At 63.0% G+C, this 23,646-nt stretch carries 14 protein-coding genes; 2 read left to right on the plus strand and 12 right to left on the minus strand.

From position 1 onward, the window contains the following. Window positions 1-55 precede the first annotated feature (55 nt). Window positions 56-601 carry an MgtC/SapB family protein gene (locus QWI20_RS22025; protein ID WP_369307215.1) on the minus strand — a complete coding sequence of 182 codons (546 nt, stop codon included), beginning with the start codon at window positions 599-601 and terminating at the stop codon, window positions 56-58. Window positions 602-833: 232 nt separating this feature from the next. On the opposite strand from QWI20_RS22025, the gene mapR reads away from it, so the two are divergent. Then, window positions 834-2,270 (plus strand): GntR family transcriptional regulator MpaR, encoded by a 1,437-nt coding sequence (mapR, locus tag QWI20_RS22030; RefSeq protein WP_369307216.1) that lies wholly within the window; start codon window positions 834-836, stop codon window positions 2,268-2,270. Between the two features lie 48 nt (window positions 2,271-2,318). On the opposite strand, the gene QWI20_RS22035 is transcribed toward mapR, so the two are convergent. From QWI20_RS22035 to QWI20_RS22070, 8 genes are all read right to left on the minus strand, one after another. Further along, window positions 2,319-3,065 (minus strand): SDR family oxidoreductase, encoded by a 747-nt coding sequence (locus QWI20_RS22035; RefSeq protein WP_369307217.1) that lies wholly within the window; start codon window positions 3,063-3,065, stop codon window positions 2,319-2,321. 48 nt (window positions 3,066-3,113) lie between these two features. Beyond that, window positions 3,114-5,204 (minus strand): putative bifunctional diguanylate cyclase/phosphodiesterase, encoded by a 2,091-nt coding sequence (locus QWI20_RS22040; protein WP_369307218.1) that lies wholly within the window; start codon window positions 5,202-5,204, stop codon window positions 3,114-3,116. Window positions 5,205-5,331: 127 nt separating this feature from the next. Next, window positions 5,332-6,810, minus strand: coding sequence for an efflux transporter outer membrane subunit (locus QWI20_RS22045; protein ID WP_369307257.1), 1,479 nt, complete (start codon window positions 6,808-6,810; stop codon window positions 5,332-5,334). Between the two features lie 8 nt (window positions 6,811-6,818). Next, a complete protein-coding gene (locus tag QWI20_RS22050) occupies window positions 6,819-9,926 on the minus strand; it encodes an efflux RND transporter permease subunit (protein ID WP_369307219.1) in 3,108 nt (1,035 codons plus the stop codon). Continuing rightward, a complete protein-coding gene (locus QWI20_RS22055) occupies window positions 9,923-13,024 on the minus strand; it encodes an MdtB/MuxB family multidrug efflux RND transporter permease subunit (RefSeq protein ID WP_369307220.1) in 3,102 nt (1,033 codons plus the stop codon). Before QWI20_RS22055 ends, QWI20_RS22050 begins: the two co-directional genes overlap by 4 nt. Further along, entirely contained in the window at window positions 13,021-14,352 is a 1,332-nt protein-coding gene (locus QWI20_RS22060; RefSeq protein ID WP_369307258.1) for an MdtA/MuxA family multidrug efflux RND transporter periplasmic adaptor subunit, read from the minus strand. The genes QWI20_RS22055 and QWI20_RS22060 overlap by 4 nt, the downstream gene beginning before the upstream one ends. Window positions 14,353-14,550: 198 nt before the next feature. Further along, window positions 14,551-15,051: a thiol peroxidase gene (gene tpx, locus QWI20_RS22065; protein WP_369307221.1), complete on the minus strand. Its 501-nt coding sequence runs from the start codon at window positions 15,049-15,051 to the stop codon at window positions 14,551-14,553. A gap of 87 nt (window positions 15,052-15,138) precedes the next feature. Beyond that, the gene (locus tag QWI20_RS22070; protein ID WP_369307222.1) at window positions 15,139-16,068 is read right to left on the minus strand and encodes a LysR family transcriptional regulator; all 930 of its coding nucleotides are present in this window, start codon (window positions 16,066-16,068) and stop codon (window positions 15,139-15,141) included. A 126-nt stretch (window positions 16,069-16,194) separates the two neighbouring features. Between QWI20_RS22070 and QWI20_RS22075 the strand changes: the two genes are divergently transcribed. Continuing rightward, complete coding sequence (locus QWI20_RS22075; RefSeq protein WP_369307223.1) at window positions 16,195-17,190, plus strand: aldo/keto reductase; 996 nt, start codon at window positions 16,195-16,197, stop codon at window positions 17,188-17,190. Window positions 17,191-17,312: 122 nt separating this feature from the next. Here the strand turns inward: QWI20_RS22075 and QWI20_RS22080 are convergent, their stop codons facing one another. The 3 genes from QWI20_RS22080 to QWI20_RS22090 all read right to left on the minus strand — a co-directional run bounded on the left by QWI20_RS22080 (window position 17,313) and on the right by QWI20_RS22090 (window position 23,449). Further along, on the minus strand, window positions 17,313-20,930 hold the full coding sequence (locus tag QWI20_RS22080; RefSeq protein WP_369307259.1) for a translocation/assembly module TamB domain-containing protein: 3,618 nt from the start codon (window positions 20,928-20,930) through the stop codon (window positions 17,313-17,315). Window positions 20,931-21,001: 71 nt separating this feature from the next. After that, window positions 21,002-22,732: an autotransporter assembly complex family protein gene (locus tag QWI20_RS22085; protein ID WP_369307224.1), complete on the minus strand. Its 1,731-nt coding sequence runs from the start codon at window positions 22,730-22,732 to the stop codon at window positions 21,002-21,004. 66 nt (window positions 22,733-22,798) lie between these two features. Next, window positions 22,799-23,449, minus strand: a complete 651-nt coding sequence (locus QWI20_RS22090; RefSeq protein WP_369307225.1) for a GNAT family N-acetyltransferase — start codon at window positions 23,447-23,449, stop codon at window positions 22,799-22,801. Window positions 23,450-23,646 lie beyond the last annotated feature (197 nt).

Raw genomic sequence — 23,646 nt, forward strand, 5'->3', positions numbered from 1 at the left:
CAGCCTGCACTATTAACCAGCCGTCAGCCCTGAATACCCCTGAATAATCGCCGGCTCACGGCTCCTGCGCATCGCCACCTGTTTTGCGGGCGGGGTCGTGTGCACGTTCTTCCGCCGACTCAACCCGCCTGACGATCATCGGCATCAGGCTAAAGATGCCCAGTGCCAGCACCGTACTCAAGACTGCCGTCATCTCCCTGCCCATCCCCGCCGCGATACCAATGGCCGCGGTCATCCACAAACCGGCCGCCGTGGTCAGGCCTTTCACCTGAGTGGCATTGAGCGCATCACCCTTGAGGATGGTCCCGGCGCCGAGAAAGCCGATCCCCGCCACAATGCCCTGCACCACCCGGCTCAATGCAGCGTCGTCGGCACCGGCCATGCGCGGCACCAGCACAAACAGCGCGGCCCCCATGCACACCAGCATGTGCGTTCGGACACCGGCGGCCTTGCCCTTGTGTTCCCGCTCGAAACCCAGAATCCCGCCCAGCAGCGCCGCGATGACCAGGCGTATGGTCACGCGGGTGATCTGCCCGGCATCGGTGATATCAGAGAACTCGGCCTGCAGTGTGTCCACCACTTCTTCCCACCAGGCATTCATCAGTGCATTCCCTTCGGTTAACGTCAGTGCGGTATGGACCGCAGCGCAGGGCGAGAGTGCGGGAGGTGGATACCGAAGAGATGCGCCTGATCCGGTGGTTGTCAGCCGATCTGCATCTGTACTAATGCGCAGGCCGAGGGCATATTCCGGTCCTGCAGCCGGGTCCTCCGTCCTGCGTCAGTCGCTTCTGTATGGCGGCTGCACCCCAGAAGCCACTCAGCACGAGCCCGCCATGAAGCGCTATGAAAAGTTTGCCGACGACATTGCCGAGCTGATCCGATCGGGGGTGCTGGCGGCAGGGCAACGCGTGCCTTCAGTGCGCTACGCCAGCCAGACCCATGGCATCAGCCCGTCTACGGTGTTCCAGGCGTACTACTTGCTGGAACGTCGAGGCCTGATCCGGGCACGCCCGCGCTCCGGCTACTTCGTCAACGACAGTGTCCGCCTGCAAGGGCTTGGCGATCGTGCGTCGGAGCAGGATGCGCGTCCCGCGCCACAGGTGAGCGAGTCCACCGAAGTCGACGTCAGCGATCTGGTGTTTTCGGTCCTCGAATCCATCAAGGACCCGAACACCGTGCCCTTCGGCTCCGCCTTCCCCAGCGCCGGGCTGTTCCCGTTGCAGCGCCTGGCCCGCTCCCTCGCCAGTGCCACCCGCGACATGGACCCGCGCATGGTGGTCAGCGACCTGTCGCCCGGCAATCCGGCGCTGCGCCGACAAATCGCGCTGCGGTACATGGTCGCCGGGCAAATGCTGCCCATGGACGAGTTGCTGATCACCAACGGCGCCCTCGAAGCGCTGAATCTGTGCCTGCAAGCGGTGACCGAGCCCGGCGATCTGGTGGCCATCGAGGCGCCGGCGTTCTACGCCTGTCTGCAGGTGCTCGAACGGCTGAAGCTCAAGGCGGTGGAAATACCGGTGCACCCGCAACAGGGCATTGACCTGGCGGTGCTTGAGCAGGCGCTCGAGCGCTACCCGATCAGGGCCTGCTGGAGCATGACCAGTTTTCAGAACCCCACCGGCGCGACGCTGCCTGAAGCGCGCAAACGCGAGCTGGTGGAGCTGCTGCGCAAGCATGAGGTGCCGCTGATCGAGGATGACGTCTACGCCGAGCTGTATTACGGCCAGCACGCGCCAAAGCCGGCCAAGGCGTTCGACACCGAAGGCCTGGTGCTGCATTGCGGCTCGTTCGCCAAAAGCCTCGCGCCCGGTTATCGGGTGGGCTGGGTCGCTGCCGGGCGCTATGCGCAAAAGGTCGAGCGGCTGAAGATCATGACCTCACTGTGCGCCTCGATGCCCGCCCAGGCCGCCATCGCCGATTACCTGCAACACGGCGGTTACGACCGCCACCTGCGCAAGCTCCGCCACAGCCTGGAAGATCAGCAGCGCGCCATGCTCGGCGCCATTGCCCGTTACTTCCCGGCGCAGACCCGCGTCAGCCAGCCCACCGGCGGGTACTTCCTGTGGGTTGAGCTACCGGAACAGATCGATTCACTGAAAGTGTTCCAGGCCGCCCTCGCACAGGGCATCAGCATCGCCCCCGGCCCGATGTTCTCGCCAACGCGGCGGTTCAAGCATTTCATCCGCCTGAACTACGGCAGCCCGTGGGGCGAAACCGCTGAACGGGCGATGGAGACGCTGGGGAAGATCATTCGCTCGATGATGGGTTAGCCGTTGGCCCGCCAGGCGCAGACGGCCTCAGCGCTGGCTGCAGAGCCGTCAGCGCCCGCCCCCCAGATCAATGAACGAACCCGTCGAATACGAGGCCTTGTCGGACAGCAGCCACAGAATTGCCTGCGCTACTTCATCGGCCAGTCCGCCACGGCCCATGGGGATGGTCGGTTCCAGCTTGCTGACGCGATGGGGGTCACCGCTCAGGGCGTGGAACTCGGTGAAGATGTAACCGGGGCGCACGGCATTGACCCGCACGCCCTCGCCTGCCACTTCCTTGGCCAGCCCGACGGTGAAGGTGTCCAGCGCGCCCTTCGACGCCGCGTAGTCGACGTATTCGCCGGGTGACCCGAGCCGTGCGGCGACGGACGACACATTGACGATGCTGCCGCCGCGCCCGCCGTGGCGGGGCAACATGCGCAGCAGTGCGTGCTTGCTGCACAGCATCGGCCCGACCACGTTGCTCATCATGATTTTCAGCAGACGAAACTCGGACATGGTGTCCAGCCGCGACGCCTCGCCCACCGTGCCGGCGTTGTTGACCAGCGCAGTGATCCGCCCCATCTCCGAATCGATCCGCGCAAACAGGCGAATGATCTCGTCCTCGTTGCTGACGTCGGCCTGCACCGCGATGGCATGACCGCCCGCCTCGCGAATCTGCCCGCACAGCCGCTCGGCGGAGGCGTGATCGGACAGATAGTTGACGCACACGCGATAGCCCTGCGCTGCTGCCAGAACCGCCGTGGCGGCTCCAATACCCCGGGAGCCGCCGGTGATGAGGAGATTTTTATCCATAAATGTTCCCGTTCGATCAATGCGTGGAGGTGGGGTGGGCATTAACACTCAATCCGTGATTTCGCTGACACGATGCCGCGCGGCTTCGATGTCTGCCATGAACCGCTCGGCCGGCAGCGGATAACCCAGCAGGTAACCCTGCAGCGAGTCGCAGCCCAGGCGCGTAAGGAAATTCTGCTGGCTGGCGGTCTCGACACCTTCGGCGACGATGCGCAGGTTCAGCGCCTGGCCCAGCGCAACGATGGCCGAGACAATGGCCGCGTCGTCGCTGTCGTGCTCCAGATCGCGGACGAAACCGCGGTCGATCTTCAATTCGTTGGCCGGCAGACGCTTGAGGTACATCAGGCTGGAATAGCCGGTGCCGAAGTCGTCGATGGACAGGTCGACGTGCATGTCCGAGAGCTTCTGCAGCACGGTCATGCTCGCATCGGCGTCGCTCATGGCAGTGGTTTCGGTGATTTCCAGGGTCAGGCAGTTGGCCGGCAGACCGTGGGTCGCCAGCGCGTCCGCGACGGTTTCGACCAGCCCGACATGGCTGAACTGCAACGCCGACAGGTTCACCGCAATGCGCCAGTGGGTAAAGCCGCTGTCGTACCAGCGCTTCATCTGCCGGCAGGCCTCGTGCAGCACCCACTCGCCGATGGGGATGATCAGGCCGGTTTTTTCGGCGAGACCAATGAATTTGTCCGGCATCAGCAACCCGAGCTGCGGATGATTCCAGCGCACCAGCGCTTCAGCACCCACCGGCTGGTGGGTGCCAGCGGAGAATTTCGGCTGGTAATGCAGGCAGAACTGCCCTTCACGCAGCGCAAGGCGCAAGTCCTGTAACAGCTGCAGCTGATTGCGCGCGTTGGTGTTCATCGAGGCATCGAAAAAGCTGTAGCCGTTCTTGCCAGCGTTCTTGGCGTGGTACATGGCGGCGTCGGCGTTCATCAGCAATTCCTGCTGAGTGCGGCCGTTGCCGGGGTACAGGCTGATGCCGATGCTCACCGTCACCTGCAGATCATGTTCCTGCACGCTGAACGGCTGGCTCACCAGGGAAACCTGGCGCGAGGCCACGCTGACCGCCTCTTCGCCATCGTCGAGCTCGACCAGCAGCACGAACTCGTCGCCGCCGATGCGCGCCAGGGTGTCGTGGCGATGGAAATTTTCCCGCATGCGCACAGCCACCGCGCGCAACAGCTGATCGCCGACATGGTGACCGAACGCATCGTTCACCGGTTTGAAGCCGTCCAGATCCAGAAACATCAGGGCGAACATGCCGCCCTGGGCGTCGACCTTGCGCATGGCCTGATCGATGCGATCCGCCAGCAGGATGCGGTTGGGCAGCCCGGTGAGGTTGTCGTGCAGGGCCAGCTGCGTGAGCTCGCGGTTGGCTTCTTTCAGCGACAGCGACAACTGAGCGGTACGCGCTTCCAGGCGGGCATCGAGCACGGAGGTCAGCAGCGTGATGCCCAGCACCGCCAGACTGGTGACCAGCACCAGTTTGTCCAGGCCATTGGTGTGCAGACCGTTGAGTGTCGCGCCGCAGAAACTGCCCTCGGGAAAGTTCGCCGCGCTCATGCCGGTGAAATGCATGCCGAGGATGGCGAAGCCCATGATCACCGCCGCACCGGCGCGGGCCAGCCGAACGTAAGGCGTCTGCCGGCGCAGACGCACGGCAATCGCCAGCGCTACGGCCGAAGCGCTGACGGCGATCAACAGCGAAAGGCCGAACAGGCCGGGGTCGTAATCGATGCCCGGCTGCATGCGCATCGCCGCCATGCCGGTGTAGTGCATGGCGCTGGTGCCGAGCCCCATGACCACTGCGCCAAACAGGAGATGCGGCAGCGGCACACGGTCGTGACTGACCAGCCACAGGGCGAAGCCCGAGGAAAAAATGGCGATGATCAGCGAGAGCACCGTCAGCGGGATGTCGTACGCCAGCTGGATCGGCAGGTTGAACGCGAGCATGCCGATGAAGTGCATCGACCAGATGCCGACGCCCATGGACAGCGCACCACCGGCCATCCACAGCCCGCGGGCCCGGCCACTGGCCGAGGCGATGCGCCCGGCCAGATCAAGGGTGGTATAGGACGCAAGTATCGCGACCAGAAACGAAATCAAAACCAGCGAATAGGTGTAATGGCCGATCAACATGGGCTGGCTCTTGGCTCAACGGAGTGCGGCCTTTCAGCCCTGATCAATTTGGCGGCGATTGTACCGAAATTCCCGTGAAAGTCCCGTCACTCCGTCGCAAAGATGGCACATAGCTATTTAGCTGGAATTAACGGTTGGATACTTCCGCACCCGGTCTCAGTCCGGTCGCGGCGTCCCAGCCGCCACCCAATGCCGCAATCAACTGGGCGCTGGCGACCAACCGGCTTTCCAGCACGTTCAGCACGCTGCGTTCGTTGCTCAGCGCGGTGGTCTGCACGTTGACCACGTCCAGGTAGCCAATCAGCCCGGCCTTGTACTGGTTGTTGGTCAGACGCAGAGAATCACGCGCCGATTGCAGCGCCTCGTCGCGCACCCCGGCTTCCTCCTCATACACGCGCAACTGGCCCATGTAGTCCTCGACTTCCTTGAAGCCGTCGAGCACGGTCTGGCGGTACTGGGCGACGGTCTGGTCGTAGACCGCTTCGGTACGGTCCACTTCGGCAGCGCGCTGGCCACCGTCGAACAGGGTCATCGCCAGTTGCGGGCCCACCGACCAGAAGCGATTGGGCAGGGAAATCCAGTCGCTGACGGTGCTGCTGCTGTAACCGCCGCTCATGCTCAGGGTAAGGTCCGGGTAATACGCGGCCTTGGCCACGCCGATATTGGCGTTGGCGGTCATGACCGAACGCTCGGCGGCGGCAATATCAGGGCGGCGTTCAAGCAACTGTGACGGCAGCTGCGCCGGGATCTGCGGTACCGCCGGAATCGAGGTGGTCGCCGCGAGGCTGAAATCCGCTGGCGCCTGGCCCATCAGCACGGCGATCGCGTTTTCGAACTGGGCACGCTGCCATTGCAGGTCGATCAGGTCAGCCTGGGTGCTCTTGAGCTGCGTCTGCGCCTGGGCGGTGGCGTCGCGGCCGGAAATCCCGGCGCGGTACTGGTTCTGGGTCATGGTCAGCGAGCGCTGATAGGCGTCAACGGTCGCTTCGAGCAAGCGCTTCTGCTCGTCGATCACCCGCAGTTGCAGATAGCTCTGCACCAGTTGCGATTGCAGGCTCAGGCGCATCGACGCCAGATCGGCGAGGCTCGCCTGGGCGCTGGCCTTGTCGGCTTCCAGCCCGCGACGCAACTTGCCCCACACGTCGGCTTCCCAACTGACGCCCAATTGCGCGTTGTAGGTGTCACGAATGCCGCTGCTGGAACTGCTCAGGCTCGAACTGCTGCTGCCGGTGCCCTGGCTCGAACGGTTCTTACTGGTGGTCAGGTCCAGCGTCGGGAAGAACGCACCCCGCGCACTGCGCACCAGGGCAGCCGCCTGCCGGTATTGGGCCTCGTATTGCGCCACGGTCTGGTTGGAGGTGTTGAGTTTCTGCACCAGCGCGTTGAGCTGGGCGTCGCCATAAATCTCCCACCACGCGCCGCGCGCCATCGCATCACTCGGGTTGGCCTGGGTCCAGCCTTCGGCCTGCTTGAAGTGCGCGGGCGTCGGCATGTCCGGCGTCTTGTAATCCGGGCCGACGGCACAGGCACTGAGCAGCAGCGCGCACAAGGCAACGCCGAACGTCCTGTGAAACGGCAACGTCCGCTGTGGGCCAGGGGCTTTCATCGAGTCGTTCATAGCGGAGTGTCCAGGGCAGCATCCGTCTGCACACCGCGCCACGTGTTGAAACGATGGCGCAGACGGTCGAGATAAAGGTAAACCACAGGCGTGGTGTACAGCGTGAGGATCTGGCTGAGGATCAGGCCGCCGATGATGGTCAGGCCCAGCGGCCGGCGCATTTCCGCGCCTTCGGCACTGCTCAGCAATAACGGCACGGCGCCGAGGATCGCCGCCAGCGTGGTCATCAGAATCGGCCGCAGACGCTGCAGGCAGGCATTGCGAATCGATTCCACCGGGGTCATGCCGCCCTGACGCTCAAGCTGCAAGGCGAGGTCGATCATCAGAATCGCGTTCTTCTTCACCACGCCGATCAGCAAAAACAGCCCCAGCAGTGAGATCAGACTGAATTGCCCGCCGGTGAGGTAGATGCTCAGCAGCGCGCCGACCCCTGCCGAGGGCAGCGTCGAGAGGATGGTCAGCGGGTGAATGTAGCTTTCGTAGAGAATGCCCAGTACCAGGTACACCGCCACCAACGCGCCGAGAATCATCCACGGCTGGCTCTTCTGGGTGGCGGCAAAGGCGTCGGAGGTCCCGGCCATCTTGGCGATCACGTCTTCGGGCAGGCCCACCGCCGCGACGGCGCGCTCGATGGCCGCATTCGCCTGATCGAGGGTGACGCCGTCGGCCAGGTCGAAGGAGATGTTTTCCGAGGCGAACTGGCCGTCGTGGCTGACCCGGTCGTCTTCCAGGCTGCGCTCGTAACGGGCGATGGTCGACAGCGGCACCCGTGCGCCATCGGCCGTGATCACCTGGACCTGCTCCAGAGTGGTCGGGTCGAGTGCGTATTTCGGGTTGACCTCCATGACCACCTGATACTGGTTCAGCGGGTCATAGATGGTCGACACCTGGCGCTGGCTGTAGGCGTTGTTCAGCACGGTGGTGACCATGTTCATGTCGATGCCCAGACGCTTGGCCGCATCGCGATCGACGATCAACGTCACCTGCTGGGTGCCGCCGCCGTCGTTGGCGTCGATGGCGGTCAGCTCCTTGAGCGACTTCAGTGCCGCGACAATCTTCGGGTACCACAGGCGCAGGGTTTCCAGGTCGCCGCTTTGCAGGATGTACTGGTATTGCGAGGTGGTCTGCTCGCGGCCGCCGCCCAGTTGCAGGTCCTGATCGGGTTGCAGGAACAGACGCCCGCCCGGCACCAGCGGCATTTCCTTGCGCAGTCGCTCCACCACTTCCATGGCGCCGATGTTGCGCTCCTTGATCGGTTTCAGGCGCACGATGATGAACGCGTTGCCGGTGCCGCCGTTGCCGCCGATGAAGCCCGCGACGCTCTCCACCGCCGGATCCTTGAGGATCGCCGAGCGGAACGTGTCCATCTTCGGCTGCATCACCGAGAACGACAGGCCGTCGTCGCCGCGCACGAAACCCATCAGCTGACCGGTGTCCTGCTGCGGCAGAAAGGTCTTTGGCACCACGACGTACAAAGCGATGTTGCCGACGATGGTCAACAGCAGCGTCAGCAGGGTCAGGCGCCGATGACGCAGCACCCAACGCAGGCTGCGGTCGTAGCCGGCAACCATGCGATCGTTGACCCGCTGGCTCCAGCGCTGTAGGCGGTTTTCCGTGCCCGGCACGTGGGGCTTGAGCCAGCGCGCGCAGAGCATCGGCGTCAGGGTCAGCGACACCACCAGCGAAACGATGATGGACACCGACAAGGTGATGGAAAACTCGCGGAACAGGCTCTCCACCAGCCCGCCCATGAACAGGATCGAGACAAACACCGCCACCAGCGAGACGTTCATCGACAGCAGGGTAAAGCCTACCTCCTTGGCGCCCAAGTAGGCCGCTTCCATGGGCGGCACGCCTTGGTCGATGTGCCGGGAGATGTTTTCCAGCACCACGATGGCGTCGTCGACCACCAGCCCGGTGGCGAGAATCAACGCCATCAGCGACAGGTTGTTCAACGAGAAACCGTACAGGTACATGATCGCGAAGGTGCCGACCAGCGACACCGGCACCGCCAGGGTCGGGATCAGCGACGCGCGGAAATTCCCCAGGAACAGGAACACCACCAGAATCACCAGCACCACGGCAATCAGCAGCGTCATTTCCGCTTCGTGCAGCGTGGCCTTGATCACCGGCGAGCGGTCCATGGCAAGGTCAAGCTTGACACTGGCCGGGAGCACGGCCTGCAACGCCGGCAACTGGGCCTTGATCGCGGCCACGGTTTCGATGATGTTGGCGCCGGCCTGACGGTTGATCACCAGCAGCACCGCGGCCTTGTCATTGAAGAAGCCGCTGTTGTAGCGGTCTTCCACCGAATCCTTGACCTTGGCCACGTCCTTGAGCCGCAACGCAGCGCCGTTGGCGTAATGGATGATCAGCGATTCGTAATCCTTGGCCTTCTCCAGCTGGTCGTTGGCCTGCACCTGCCAGTTGTGCTCGCTGTTCTCCACCGAGCCTTTTGGCCGGCGCACGTTGGAATTGGAGATGGTCGTGCGCACTTCATCCAGCGACACGCCGTACTGGGACAGCAGCTTTGGCTCCAGCTCAACGCGCACGGCAGGCAGCGAACTGCCGCCGATCTGCACCTCGCCGACGCCGTTCACCTGGGACAGGCTCTGGGACAGGATCGTCGACGCCATGTCGTACAGCTCGCCTTTTTCCAGCACGTCGGAGGTCAGCGACAGCACCATGATCGGCGCCTGGGACGGGTTGACCTTCTTGTAGGTCGGCATGCTGCGCATCCCGCTGGGCAGCAGGTTGCGTGCGGCGTTGATGGCCGCCTGCACTTCCCGCGCAGCACCGTTGATGTCGCGGTCCATGTCGAACTGCAGAATGATCCGCGTCGAGCCCTGGCTCGAGCGGCTGCTCATGGTATTAATCCCGGCGATCACCCCGAGGGAGCGCTCCAGCGGCGTCGCCACGCTGGACGCCATGATTTCCGGACTGGCGCCAGGCAACGAGGCGCTGACCACGATGACCGGAAAATCCATGTTCGGCAGCGGCGACACCGGCAACAGACCGAAGCTCATCCCGCCCAGCAGCATGATCGCCAGGCTCAGGAGCATGGTCGCTACGGGGCGTTTGATGAAGGGCCCGGAGAGGTTCATGGGTGGGAGCTCCAGGCGGTTTTCTCGTGGCGCTGGAACCGGCGCCCCAACCGATCAAAGTACAAATAGATGACCGGCGTGGTAAACAGCGTCAGGACCTGGCTGACCAGCAGCCCGCCGACCATCACCAGACCCAGGGGCTGACGCAGCTCGGCGCCGGAGCCCGAGGCAAACATCAGCGGGATGGCGCCGAACAGTGCCGCCAGGGTGGTCATGAGAATGGGGCGGAAGCGCAGGAGTGCCGCTTCGTAGATGGCGGTCTGCGGGTCAATGCCACGGTTGCGTTCGGCGTCGAGGGCGAAGTCGATCATCATGATCGCGTTCTTCTTGACAATGCCGATCAGCAGGATGATGCCGATGATGGCGATCATGCCCAGATCGTTGCCGCTGATGAGCAGCGCCAGTAGCGCACCGATGGCCGCCGACGGCAGGGTCGACAGAATGGTGATCGGGTGGATGTAGCTCTCATAGAGCACGCCCAGCACGATGTACATGGTGATCACCGCCGCCAGCACCAGCAGCAGTGTGCTGGACAGCGAGGCCTGGAAGGCTTCGGCCGCGCCCTGGAATTGCGTCTGCACGCCGATCGGCATACCGATGTCTTTCTGCACCTGCTCGATGACTTCCACGGCCTTGCCCAGCGCGACACCGGGCGCCAGGTTGAAGGACATCATCACCGCCGGAAACTGGCCGATGTGGGCGATCGCCAGCTGCGCCTGACGCTGTTCGACCCGGGCGAGACTGGACAGCTTGACCTGCCCGCCGTCGGTGGTCTTGACGTGAATCTGCTCCAGCGCTTCGGGTCCCAGTTCACTGCGCGAATCCGCCTGCAGCACCACACGGTACTGGCTGGCCTGGGTGTAGATGGTGGAAATCTGCCGCTGGCCGAACGCGTCATACAGCGCGTCGGTGATGTTGGCGACGGTGACGCCCAGCCGACTGGCGGCATCGCGATCGATGTTGAGGAAGACCTGCAGACCCTTGTCCTGCAAGTCGCTGGCGACATCGGTCAGTTCCGGGCGCTCCACCAGCGCCTCCACCAGTTTGCCGCTCCACAGATTGAGCAGGTCGGCGTCTGGCGAGGACATGCTGAACTGGTACTGGGTGCGACTGACCCGGTCTTCGATGGTCAGGTCCTGCACCGGCTGCATGAACAGGCGAATGTCCGACAGCTGATCGACTTCGGGCTGCAAGCGCTGGATCACCTCGGACGCGGTGACATCCCGCTCACCGTGGGACTTGAGGTTGATCAGCATGCGGCCGCTGTTGAGGGTCGAATTGTCGCCGTCGACGCCGATGTAGGACGACAGACTGGCGACTGCAGGGTCCTTGAGGATGATTTTCGCCAGGGCCTGTTGGCGCTGACTCATGGAAGCAAACGACACCGACTGCGGCGCTTCGGAAATCCCCTGAATGACGCCGGTGTCCTGAACAGGAAAGAAGCCCTTGGGCACGGCCAGATACAGCAACACCGTAATCCCGAGGGTGGCGACCGCGACCAGCAGGGTCAGCGGCTGATGCTTGAGCACCCACTGCAACTTGCGCCCGTAGGCAGCCACCAGCCAGTCGATCCACGCGCCGCTGGCCCGGTAAAAACGGCCCTGCTCTTCTTCCTTCGGCTCACGCTTGAGCAAGCGCGCGCACATCATCGGCGTCAGGGTGAGGGACACCACCAGGGAAATCAGGATCGCCACCGCCAGAGTGATGGCGAATTCGCGGAACAGCCGCCCGACCACATCGGCCATGAACAACAGCGGAATGAGCACGGCAATCAGAGAAATGGTCAGCGAGATCAGCGTGAAACCGATCTGCCGGGCGCCCTTGAGCGCCGCCTGCAACGGCGTCTCGCCCTCCTCCAGGTGCCGGGAAATGTTCTCCAGCATGACGATGGCATCGTCGACCACGAAACCGGTGGCAATGGTCATCGCCATCAACGTGAGGTTGTTGACCGAGAAGCCGGCCAGGTACATCACGCCAAACGTACCGATCAGCGACAGCGGCACGGCTACCGATGGAATGATCGTCGCGCTGAACCGCCGCAGGAATAGAAAAGTGACCAGCACCACCAGCACGATGGAAATCAGCAGCTCGTGCTGCACGTCGCTGACCGAGGCACGGATGGTCTGCGTGCGGTCGGTCAGCACGGTGACTTCCAGTCCGGCGGGCAGGTTCTCGGTGATGCTGGGCAGCAGCGCCTTGATCCGATCCACCACGTCGATGACGTTGGCGCCTGGCTGACGCTGGATGTTCAGCAGCACAGCCTGGTTCTCATTGGCCCAGGCGGCAAGGCGATCGTTTTCGGCGCCGTCGACGATCTCGGCGACGTCCTTGAGTCGCAACGGGCCGCCGTTGTTGTACGCCAGAATCAGGTTGGCGTACTCCTCGGGGGACTTGAGCTGGTCATTGGCGTCGAGCATCGACACCCGCGTCGGGCCGTCGAAGTTACCCTTGGGCGTGTTGACGTTGGAGGCGCTGACCAGCGTGCGCACGTCCGCCAGATTCAGGCCGTTGGCCGCCAGCGCGTCGGCGTTGACCTTGATCCGCACGGCCTGACGCTGACCGCCGGCAATGGTGACCATGCCCACCCCGCTGATCTGCGCGATCTTCTGCGCCATGCGCGTGTCGACCAGATCGTTGAGTTTGGGCAGCAGCATGGTCTTCGAGGTGATCGCCAGGGTCAGCACCGGCGTGTCGGCCGGGTTGACCTTGTTATACGTCGGCGGCGCCGGCAAGTCGCTCGGCAGCAAGTTGGTCGCGCCGTTGATCGCTGCCTGCACTTCCTGCTCGGCCACGTCCATGTTGATCTCGAGGCTGAAACGCAGGGTGATGACCGAGGCGCCGCCAGAACTGGTCGAGGCCATCTGGGTCAGGCCCGGCATCTGCCCAAACTGCCGTTCGAGAGGCGCGGTCACGGCACTGGTCATCACTTGCGGACTGGCGCCCGGGTACAGCGTCATCACCCGGATGGTCGGGTAATCCACTTGCGGCAGCGCCGACACCGGCAGCAGCGTGTACGCGATCAGGCCCGCCAGCACGATGGCCAGCATGCTCAGCGTGGTGGCGACCGGCCGGAGGATGAACAGCCGTGACAGGTTCATACGTTGCCTTTCTTCGCCGGCTCGGTACCCGCAGACTCACCGGGCTCCTTGGACGGCTTGCCCTGCAACTGCTGCCCCGGCGTGGCCGGCACGTCCTTGCTGTCGTTGACCACGTCCACGGCGCTGCCGTCTTTCAGGCGGTCGGTGCCCTCAAGCACCACGCGGTCACCGGCCACCAGACCTTCGGTGATGACTGTGGAGGTCTCGTCGCTGGCACCGGTTTTAAGCGAGCGGATGCGCACCGTTTTGGCGCCGTCCATCACGTAAACAAAGGTGCCGTTGACACCAAACTGCACCGCCGCCGAGGGCACCAGCACCACGTTTTTCAGGGTGTTGGCGAGCAGGCGCGCGTTCACGAACTGATTGGGAAACAGCGCTTCATTGTCGTTATCGAAGCGCGCCTTGAATTTCAGTGTGCCGGTGGTGATGTCGATCTGGTTGTCGATGCTGGCGAGCACGCCGGTGGCCTGTAATTTCAAATCCCCGCGATCCCACGCCTCGACGGCGAGCTTGCCCCCGCTGCGATAACGGCTGAGCACCTCGGCGAGGTCTTTTTCCGGCAGCGTGAAGTTGACCGTGATCGGTTTGGTCTGGGTGATCACCACCAACGGGTTGGTGTCATTGGCCGCCACCAGATTGCCAACGTCCAGCTGGCGCAGGCCGATGCGGCCCGAAATAGGCGCACGAATCTGCGAAAATTCCAGGTTGAGCTTGGCATCGCCCACCGCCGCCTGATTGGTCTTGATCGTGCCCTGATACTGGCCCACCAGGGATTCGGCAGTGTCCAGGGTTTGCTTGGCGATGCTGTCTTCTTTGTACAGGCCCCGATAACGCTGTACGTCGAGTTGAGCATTCTTGAGCAACGCCTGATTCTGCATCAGCGTGCCTTCGGCCTGCTGCAGGGCGATCTGATAGCTGCGCGGGTCGATTACCGCCAGCAGATCGCCGGCCTTGACCTGTTGGCCTTCCTGAAAATTGATCTTCATCAATTCACCCGCCACACGGCTGCGCACGTTGATCGTGTTCAGCGCCGTCACAGTGCCGAGGGCTTTGTAATAGATGGGGAAATCACCGGTGGTCGCTGCTGCCACCCGCACCGGTACCGGAACGGTCGAACCGCCGAACCCGGGCCGCTTGGCCACTGCCTTGCCGCCGCGGCTTGCGCTGGCCTGGGCCTGGTCGCCTTTCTGCGCCGTGCCGTTCGGTTGCGACGCGGATCCCGGCCAGAAGCGCCAGCACAGGCCAGCGACGATCAACAGAACCAGCAGGCTTATCAGCCAGCGACGGGAATTACGGGGGGCAGACGATTGCATGAATAAATCAACCAGTGTGCGCGTGAGCGTCTTCGGGAGGCTGAACAATAAGCGCAGACAGCGGACAGGCAAAGGGCCTTTACCGGCAATTTACCTGGTGCTTACTTTGGATAAGGTGCTGATGTACCAATAAAAACGGCCTGATGGAGTCAGGCCGCTTGTATGTTGCGGGATGTTACCGCGCCCGCTGGTGGCAATAAGCCGCCTGCGAGCTTACTTCAATGCCGCCAGTGCTGCGTCGTAGTTCGGCTCCTGACCGATCTCCGGTACCAGCTCGCTGTGCAACACAACGTCGTTTTCGTCCAGCACGACCACGGCACGGGTCGTCAGCCCCACCATCGGCCCGTCGGCGATGGCAACGCCGTAGTCCTGCATGAACTGCGCGCCGCGCATGGTCGACAGGTTCTTCACGTTTTCCAGACCTTCGGCGCCGCAGAAACGTGCCTGGGCGAACGGCAGGTCGGCGGAGATGCACAGCACGACGGCGTTGTTCAGCTCGTTGGCCTGGGCATTGAATTTGCGGATGGAGGTGGCGCAGGTTGGCGTGTCGACGCTTGGAAAAATGTTCAGCACCTTGCGCTTGCCGGCGAAGGTTTCCAGGGTGGCGTCGGACAGATCGCCCGCCACCAGTTTAAACGCTGGCGCCTTGCTGCCGACGGTTGGCAGTTCGCCGCTGATCTGTACCGGGGAACCTCTACGAGTCACTTGTGGCATGAGCTGAGTCCTTGTTTGAGTGGCATGTAAAGGCGGAAGTTAACCATGAAAAACCGCGGCAACCTACCGCCAGAAACGATTTTGTTATCAGGAAACGCGGTGCATTACCGGTTTGTCCATCAACCCCGGACGCGAGCACACGTCCACCACCCAGTCGACGAAAACCCTCACCCGCCGTGACGTCTGCCGGTGTGCCGGGTACAGCGCGGTCAAAGGCAATAGCGGCTGTTCGACATTGCCCAGCACTTCGATCAGCTCGCCACGACGCAACCATTCGGCAACGTGGTAATACGGCGTCTGCACCAGTCCATAACCCGCGCTGCATGCGGCGAGGTAGCCATCGGCGCTGTTGGTCGCCAAGGCTTTGGGCAGGTCCGGCGCCTGGGTCCCGCCGTCGATGACGAACTCAAGCCCGTAGCGCTTGTTGGTGGTCGAAGAAAAGTATTCGATGATCTGGTGATGCTGCAGATCCGCCAGTGATTGCGGCGTGCCCCTTCGCTGCAGATAGCCCGGACTGGCGCACACCACCTGGCGCATTTGAGCGAGCGGCCGGGCCACCAGTGAATGATCGAGGGGCTGCCCGCCACGGATCACGCAGTCGTAGCCCTCCCGGATCAAATCCACCTGGCGATCGTTCATGCCTACTTCCATTTCCAGCCGGGGGTAACGCTCGGTGAACTCCGGCAACAGCGGCATGATGATCAGTCGTCCGATACCAGACGGCATGTCGACGCGCAGCACCCCTTCCGGGTCTTTGGCCACCGAGGAGAACACCGATTCGGCGGCTTCCAGCTCGTTCAGTACATTCACGCAGCGTTGGTAATAGGCCTGACCGTCCGGCGTTGGCGTCACCTGCCGCGTGGTGCGCATCAACAATTGCACGCCCAGTTGCGCCTCCAGTTGCTTGATCAGAATGGTCACCGAGGCGCGCGGCATGTGCAGGCTGTCGGCGGCTTTGGCGAAACCGCCCAGTTCGACAATGCGCGTGAAGGCTCGCATCGCATTGAATTTATCCATGGCTCATCACATGTCCGCTGAGGGATTGTTTAGAAATAACCAATAGTGAAAGCACTTTTAGCCGGTTTATCCCGACGCTGTCGAGGCGCAAGAATGGTGGTCCTCTTGATCGACAAGGCATCCATCATGCAAACGCGTCAACTTGGCAAAAATGGACCGCAGGTCTCGGCCCTGGGCCTGGGCTGCATGGGCATGACTGACTTCTACACCACCGGCGGCAATGCCGAAGAAGCCATCGCCACCCTTCACCGGGCGCTGGAACTGGGCGTTACCCTGCTCGACACCGCCGACATGTACGGCCCCCACACCAACGAAGAACTGTTGGGCAAGGCGCTGGCCGGCAAGCGGGATCAGGCGTTTATCGCCAGCAAGTTCGGCATCGTGCGTACACCCGGCGACGCCGGTGCGCGCGGGGTCAATGGCAGTCCCGAATACATCCGCGGCGCGATCGATGGCACGTTGCAGCGGCTGAAAATCGACACCCTGGATCTGTATTACCAGCATCGCATCGATCCGGCCGTGGCGATCGAGGAGTCGGTTGGCGCCATGGCCGAGCTGGTCAAGGCCGGCAAGGTGCGCTTTCTCGGCTTGAGCGAAGCGTCGGCAACGACCCTCGAACGCGCGCACAGGGTTCACCCCATTGCCGCCTTGCAGACCGAATATTCGCTGTGGAGCCGCGACCCGGAAGAAAACGGCGTGCTCGACACCTGCCTCCGTCTGGGTATCGCGTTTGTCCCGTACAGCCCGTTGGGCCGAGGCTTTCTGACGGGCGCCCTGAAAAGCCCGGACGACTTCGCCGCCGATGACTATCGCCGCAGCAGCCCGAGGTTTCAGGGCGAAAACTTCGCCAAAAACCTGCTGCTGGTGCAGAAGGTCGAGCAACTGGCGGCAGCAAAAGGCATCACTGCCGGCCAGCTGGCGTTGGCCTGGGTGCTCGCCCAAGGCAATGACGTGATTCCGATTCCCGGCACCAAGCAGCGCAAATACCTGGAGGAGAACATCGCGGCTCTGGATGTGACCCTCGACGCGACGGAGTTGCAGGCGCTGAAGGACCTGTTCCCGGTCAATTCGGTTGCAGGCGGCCGCTATCCCGATGCGGCGATGAAGCTGGTCAACGGCTGAGGCGGGTTGTTCGGCAGCCGTTCAAATGGGGGGCTGTCGCGTGACTTCCAAAGCCGGCTTGCTAGCGGTAACGCTCTGCCGCGGCAAGCCGGCTTCCCATGAAGCCTGTCCGCCTCGTCCGATCAAAAATCCCGCTTGTAGAAAATGTCCAGCGAACTCGCCACACCGCCTGCGACCTCCAGGTACACCTTCTTGCTCAGCAGATAGCGCAAGGTCAAGGTGTTGGCCGGCTCGAACACCCCCACGCCATAACGCAGGCTGAGCTTGTCCGTGATCTTGCCGCTGGCGACCACTGCGGTCTTGTCGCCGCTGCCTGAAGTGTCCAGATCGAAATCCTGAATCCCCAGCCCGGACGCCAGCTTCCCCGCCGTCGAGGAACCGCCAGCCAGGCCCAATGCCAGCGCCGCCTGGGCGACCATGTTGCTGTCTTCACCGTTGGTGCTCAGCGGACGGCCCAGCACCAGATAGGACAATGCCTGCTCCTGACTCATGGCCGGTTCGGAGAACACCGTGGTGGTCGGCTGTTCGGCACTGCCGCTCAGTCGAATGCCGGCAATCACGTCGTCGGTCTGGCGGATGGCTTCGATATCCAGATACGGCTGATCAACCGGCCCTGCGAATAACAGGCGCGCCTTGCGAATGGTCAGGCGCTGGCCGTAAGCCCGGTAGCGGCCATCGTTGAGGTTCAACTCGCCGCGCGTGTCCATGTTGTCGCCGATGTGCACGTGCCCGACGAGATTGGCGGTCAGGCCAAAGCCGGTGAAACTCAGGGTTTCCTGACCTACGTCGACGTTCACGTCCATGGCGATGGCCAACGGGGTTTTGCCCTGTTTGGTCTGCTGGCCGACGATCACCGTGTCATCGGACACTTTAACGGTCGAGGGCGGCAGCTGACGCACCGTGATCTCGCCTTTCGGAATCAGCACCTTGCCCGACACCGCCAGCCGGTCGCCCTGCAGGGTGATCTTCAGGTCCGGCGCCGCTTCCAGTTTGGCGTACGGCTCAACGGTGATCGGCAGGTGCGTGCCCTTCAGCGCAACGTCGACATCCAGCGCATCGGCCCAGGCTACATGCCCGCCGATACTGCCCTGACCTGCCGCGCCGCTGCTCCATTTGCCGGTCAAATCCACGCGTTCGCCGGCAATCAGGGCTTGTACGTTGAGTTTTTCAAAGCTCACAGGCACTTCCGGACCCGACACCTCACCGTCGGCGAGCACCACATTGCCGTTGATCTGTGGCGCCATCAGGCTGCCCGAAATCCGGCCGCTGCCGTTGAGCTTGCCGTTGAGTTTTTCGATCATCGGGACGAAAGGCCGGCCCACTGAAATATCCAGGCCGCTAAGAGTGAAGTCGCCGGTGACGGGTTTGTTTTTGGCGATTGGATCGATGCTCAGTCGGGCCAGCAGTTCGCCGAGCTTGCCGCCACGAAAATCGAGGCGGGTGTCGACTTTCTTCGGGGTCAGGCTGCTGGTCAGCTTCAGCGTGTCGTAGGGGAAGTCCAGCCACTGGTTCTTGTCCTTGACCCGCAGCGTCCCGCCGCTGGCGTCGATGACCACCTGACCATTGGGGCTGGCAGCGGGAACGTCCAGCTGGATGTCGGCATTGAGCGCGCCCTTCCAGGCGAAATCCTTGGGCAGCCACTGCGCCAGGCTTTCCAGCGGGAAGCGCTTGAGGTGGTAGCGCAGGCGCGGTTCCGGCATCAGACGCTGATCTTCGCCGCACAGGCTCGCAGGCCCCGAGACCCAGCAATGGGCACCGAAGTTGACCTTGCCGTCGGCCAGACGCTCCAGTTTGGCCGGCTGTTGCAGCTTCCAGTCCTGCCCGCCGCTCTGGATGTCACCGCTGGCCAGACGCCCGCGCCAGTTGCCTTTGTCCAGGTTGCCGTCCAGCGCGAGGGCCAGCTTGAGCAGCGGCCCCTGGAGGTCGAGTTTCAATTGCTGACGCTTGATGTCGCCCTGACCGTTCAGATTCAAGGCGCCCAGCGCGGTGTCGCCGGCCTGGATGCCGGTGGTCTTCAGATCAAGGGTCGCGCGCTGGGCGTTGTCGAGCTTGGCCGCCAACGTAAGGGCTTGCAGCTTGTTCGCCTCAAAGGCCAGTTGAGTGCCCTGCAAGGCCAATTGCCCCTGGGGCGCCTGCACCGTGCCGGCAACGTCGACGCGCCCTTTCATCTGCCCTTGCAGGCCGGGCCATAGTTGTCCCAGCCGCGGGAGATTGATGTCCAGCTGTGCGGCGATTTTCTGCTGGAGGCTGCCCGTGCCCTGGATCCGGTTGTCGCCCAGGCGGATGTCCAGGGCATTGAGGCTCCATTTGTCGCCGGCCCCATCGGCCTTGGCTTGCAGCACCGCAGGCTGGCCGCGCAGACGTCCTTTCAGATCCAGGTCGGCATTCAGGTTCAATTGCTCGTTACGCAGCGACCCTTTGCTGCGCAGCGGACCTGCCAGGGAGCCCGGCAGCTCCGCGACCCAGTAAGCGGGATCGATGGCGCTCAGATCCAGCGCCGTGTCCCAGGCAATGCCGTCGGCAAATTGCAGGTTCAGGTGACCGCTGGCCTTGCCCTGCCCGGCCGCCAGTTCAAGCTGTGGCAGAAAAATCTGCTGCAGATCGCCGCTGAACGGGCTTTCTAGAGTGAACGGACCGGCCGGCCCTTTGAAGTCCCCAGCGAAATGGCCGAGGTATTTGCCGTCGGTGTAGGACACTTCGCCGGTGAACGCATGTACGCTGACCTGCGGCTCTTCGATCAGCGGGTACAGGCGATGCCAGGGAAAATCGAGCCAGTCGATTTTGGCGTCGGCGCGCAGGCCCTGCTGCCAATCCAGCTTGCCGCTGGCCTTGAGGCGCTGATTGTCACTGGCCGTCAGGTCCAGCGCCGCGATGTCCACGCCCCTGGCGTCGACACGCCCTTGTAGCGCCAGTGCCACCGGGCCTTTTTCAGCGGGAAGGCTGGCGCTGCCGGTGATGGCGTAACCCTGGGCAAGGTCGCCCTTGGCATTGAGAGCCAGCTGATTGAGCTGCAACGTGTCCGGCAAATCGGCAGCGGGTTTGAACGCGTCGCTGGTGATGGCAATGTTGGCCGGCAGGTTCTCCACCAACGGCTGCAGTTCACCGACCAGATGAGCGTCGATGTAGCCCTTGCTCCGGGCATTGAGCGTTAATGTCTTGAGCAGATCGCCTTGAATGTTCAGCGCCAGTGACAACGGCTGACCGCTGACATCCGGCAGCTTCAATTGCCCTTCGGCGGTCAGCGGCCAGTCGCCCTCCGGTTTGAGCAGCCCCGACAGATCGAGGGCGATGTCATCACGACCGGCGTGCAGCGAGTCGATCTTCAACCCTTCAGCGGTCCAGTGCGCTGCCAGCTGCACGTCGCGAACCTGTTCGGTGCCGTCCAGGTGCAGACTGCCAATCTGCACGCGCCCCAGTTGCAAGGCCAGCGGCAGCTTGAGATCCGGCAGTTTGATGGGGCCGCTGCTGGCTTCGTCGCTCGAAGGCGGAAATTGCAGCCTGATGTCGCCGGTCTGCAGGTTGTCGATGCACAGCGTCATGCGCGCCAGGCACGCCGGTGACCAGTCGAACACCGGCGCGTCAATTTCGACGTTGCTCTGGCCTTGCTGCCAGATCAAGTGATCCGCCTGCCATGCCCCGCCCAGAAGACCGGAAAACCCTTCGACCGACAGGCCCGGCACCAGACCGAGCGCCCAGCGGCTGCCGCTTTGGGTACCGAGGACGAGAGTCATCGTCAGCATCACCACGATGACTAACGACAGCAGCGTAATCGCCGTGATGGCGACGGTGCGGTTCAGCAATTCCCTATTCGTCACAGTTCAGGTCCCATCGAGAAGTGCAGACGAATACCGCCGTCTTCATCCAGTGCGTGGGCGAGGTCCAGGCGCAGCGGCCCGACCGGAGACACCCAGCGCACACCAATGCCGACGCCGGTCTTGAGGCTCGGCAGGTCCAGGGAGTTGAACGAGTTGCCCTGATCGACGAACGCGGCCACGCGCCACTTTTCGGCAATCGAGTACTGGTACTCGGCGCTGCCTGCAATCATGTAGCGGCCGCCGATCTTGTCGCCGTCGGAGTTTTCCGGGGACAGCGATTGGTAGTCGTAACCGCGCACGCTCTGGTCGCCACCGGCAAAGAAACGCAGCGAAGGCGGGATCGATGTGTAGCCATTGGTGGCACTGCCGCCAACCTGCACCCGCCCGAGAAAGCGATGGTTCTGCGCCACGGTGGTCAGCCCTTTGAGCATGACCGTGCCGTGCAAGAGGTTGGCGTCCGAGCCCAGTCCTTCCTTGGCGACCTGAGTATCGAACTGCAGCCGGTAGCCATTGTGCGGGTCGATGCGGTTGTCGCTGCGCAGGTACGAATAGCTGACGCCGGGCATGAGCAAGGTGCTGAGGCCTTCATCGTTGCCCAGTCGGTATTCTTCGCGCTGCCATTTCAGCGAGATCACCCGTTCCCAGCCGCTGGGCAATTTGCTGTGCCACTCGGGGCCGACGGTCAGGAGCTTGCTGAGGCTGTCGGTGTCGGCGATTTCTTCGTATTGGTAGCCGCCGGCGAAACGCAGCTTGTCGGTCAGGGGCGGGTCCAGCGGGATGTCGTAGAACAGGCCGACGTTCTGCCGTGGCGCAGAGATTTCGGCTTCGGCGCCGTAACTGTGACCCTGGGGATTGACCCAGTGGCGCGTCCAGTTGGCTTTTACCCGAGGGCCAACGTCGGTCGAATAGCCGACGCCCAGTCCCATGGTCCGCGGCTTGCGGGTTTGGAGCTGCACGTCGACCGGAATGACCTGGGCCTGGGCGTCTGTGGGCGATGCATTGACCCGCACGCCTTCGAAATAGCCGCTCGATTGCATGGCCTGGTTGAGCTCGGCAATCAGTTCGGAGTCGTAGGGCGTGTCTTGTTTAAACGGCACCATGCGCCGCAGCAGGTCTTCATCGAACGGCGCGTCGCCGCTAAAGGTGACTTTGCCGAGGGAGAAACGCGGCCCGCTGTCGTAGACCAGCTCAATGTCGGCGACACCGGCGCGGGGGTCAACGGACAGGCGCTGGGTCACGAACCGGCCCTTGAAGAAGCCATAGCGTGCGGCCTGGGTTTCGATCAGGTGTTTGGCGTCCTCGTAGACACCATGGTTGAGTACTGCGCCGGGTTTCAGGGCGTCGCCTTTAGGCACCCGGAAGCTTTTCAGCTGGGTCGCCTGCCCGGTCACGCGGATGGACACATTGCGCAGGTGGACGGGCTCACCCGCCTCGACCTTCAGCAGCAGTTGCAGGTTGTTGTCGACATGGCGGACTTCGCTGTCAACCTGCGCCTGGTAATAACCAAGGGCCTGAGCGGCCTTCTGTGCCTGCTCGACGGCCCCCACGCTGAAACGTTCGAGGGCTGGCTCGTCGCGCTCGCCGAGGCTGCCCACATACCCTTCGATGTTGGATTTGAGCGCGGCATTGGACGGCTTGATCCGGACTTCCAGCTGCGCATCGGCAAACGCCGCGCAACTGGACAACATCAGGAGAAAGCCACTGGTGTATCGATGGGGAAACTTCATAGGCGCGAATGCTACACGAGCGACGCGGGCTGCTGAAACCCGCTGAAATAGAGAAGTGTGTGAAGCTCAAGCCATAGAACCCAGTGAAACCTGAGGGTTTGGGCGGAAAAATATGCGCTCTCGGATAGGTCCTACAGCGACCTCACCGATTTCCTCGTAACCCTGTCGTTGATAGAACTCCAGATAGTGGCCATTGCCGGTGTCGAGGACGATCCCTTCCGAGTTCTGGTCCTCGACACACCAGTCATGCAATGCCAGCAGCAATTGCTCGCCGTAGTGTCGCCCTTGAAAGTCAGGATGCACGCCGAACAACGGCAGCACATGAACCGCCTCCGACGGCGCGCAGGCGAGCACGTCGTGGTAGTACTCAAGGTAGCGCTGGGTCCCGCGCAGGCCGGTGCTTATCAACATGCGAATCCGCCAGGCCCAGCTTTCAGTGATGCCCAGCCGGCGCTGGGGAGGTGCAATCAGCGCGACGCCCACCAGACGGTCCGCGACGAACAACCCCAACGCCGGCAAGTCCTGAAGAAAGTGCTGCTTGACCAGCGCACAGATGGTCGCCTTGACCCTGTGCTCGTAGCCGGAGCGGCCGGATTCGAACAGGTACGCGAAACTCGGCTCCTGACGGTAGGCGAGGTACAGCAGCGTGCGGGTTTCGCGGGAGTAGCCGCTGTCGAGCTGACGGATCTGCGCCGTTTCGCTAGGCAGTTCTGGCATGGTGTTCGTCCTTTTGGTGAGCCCCGGGGCGGCCGCTCGGGTGGATGTCTTCAAGGCTTCGAGTCGTTGCCCGCAAGCGCAGTTCCCCCGACATGGCCGCCGTCCAGAAATGCACGCGCGGCGCTTGCAATCCTGGCAAGCGAACCGGGCGCTGGCCGTCGCCGGGCAGGTCGGCTAGCATCGGCGTTTGTATTTGC

It is taken from the genome of Pseudomonas sp. W2-17 (genome assembly GCF_041060445.1).
Classification (GTDB): domain Bacteria; phylum Pseudomonadota; class Gammaproteobacteria; order Pseudomonadales; family Pseudomonadaceae; genus Aquipseudomonas.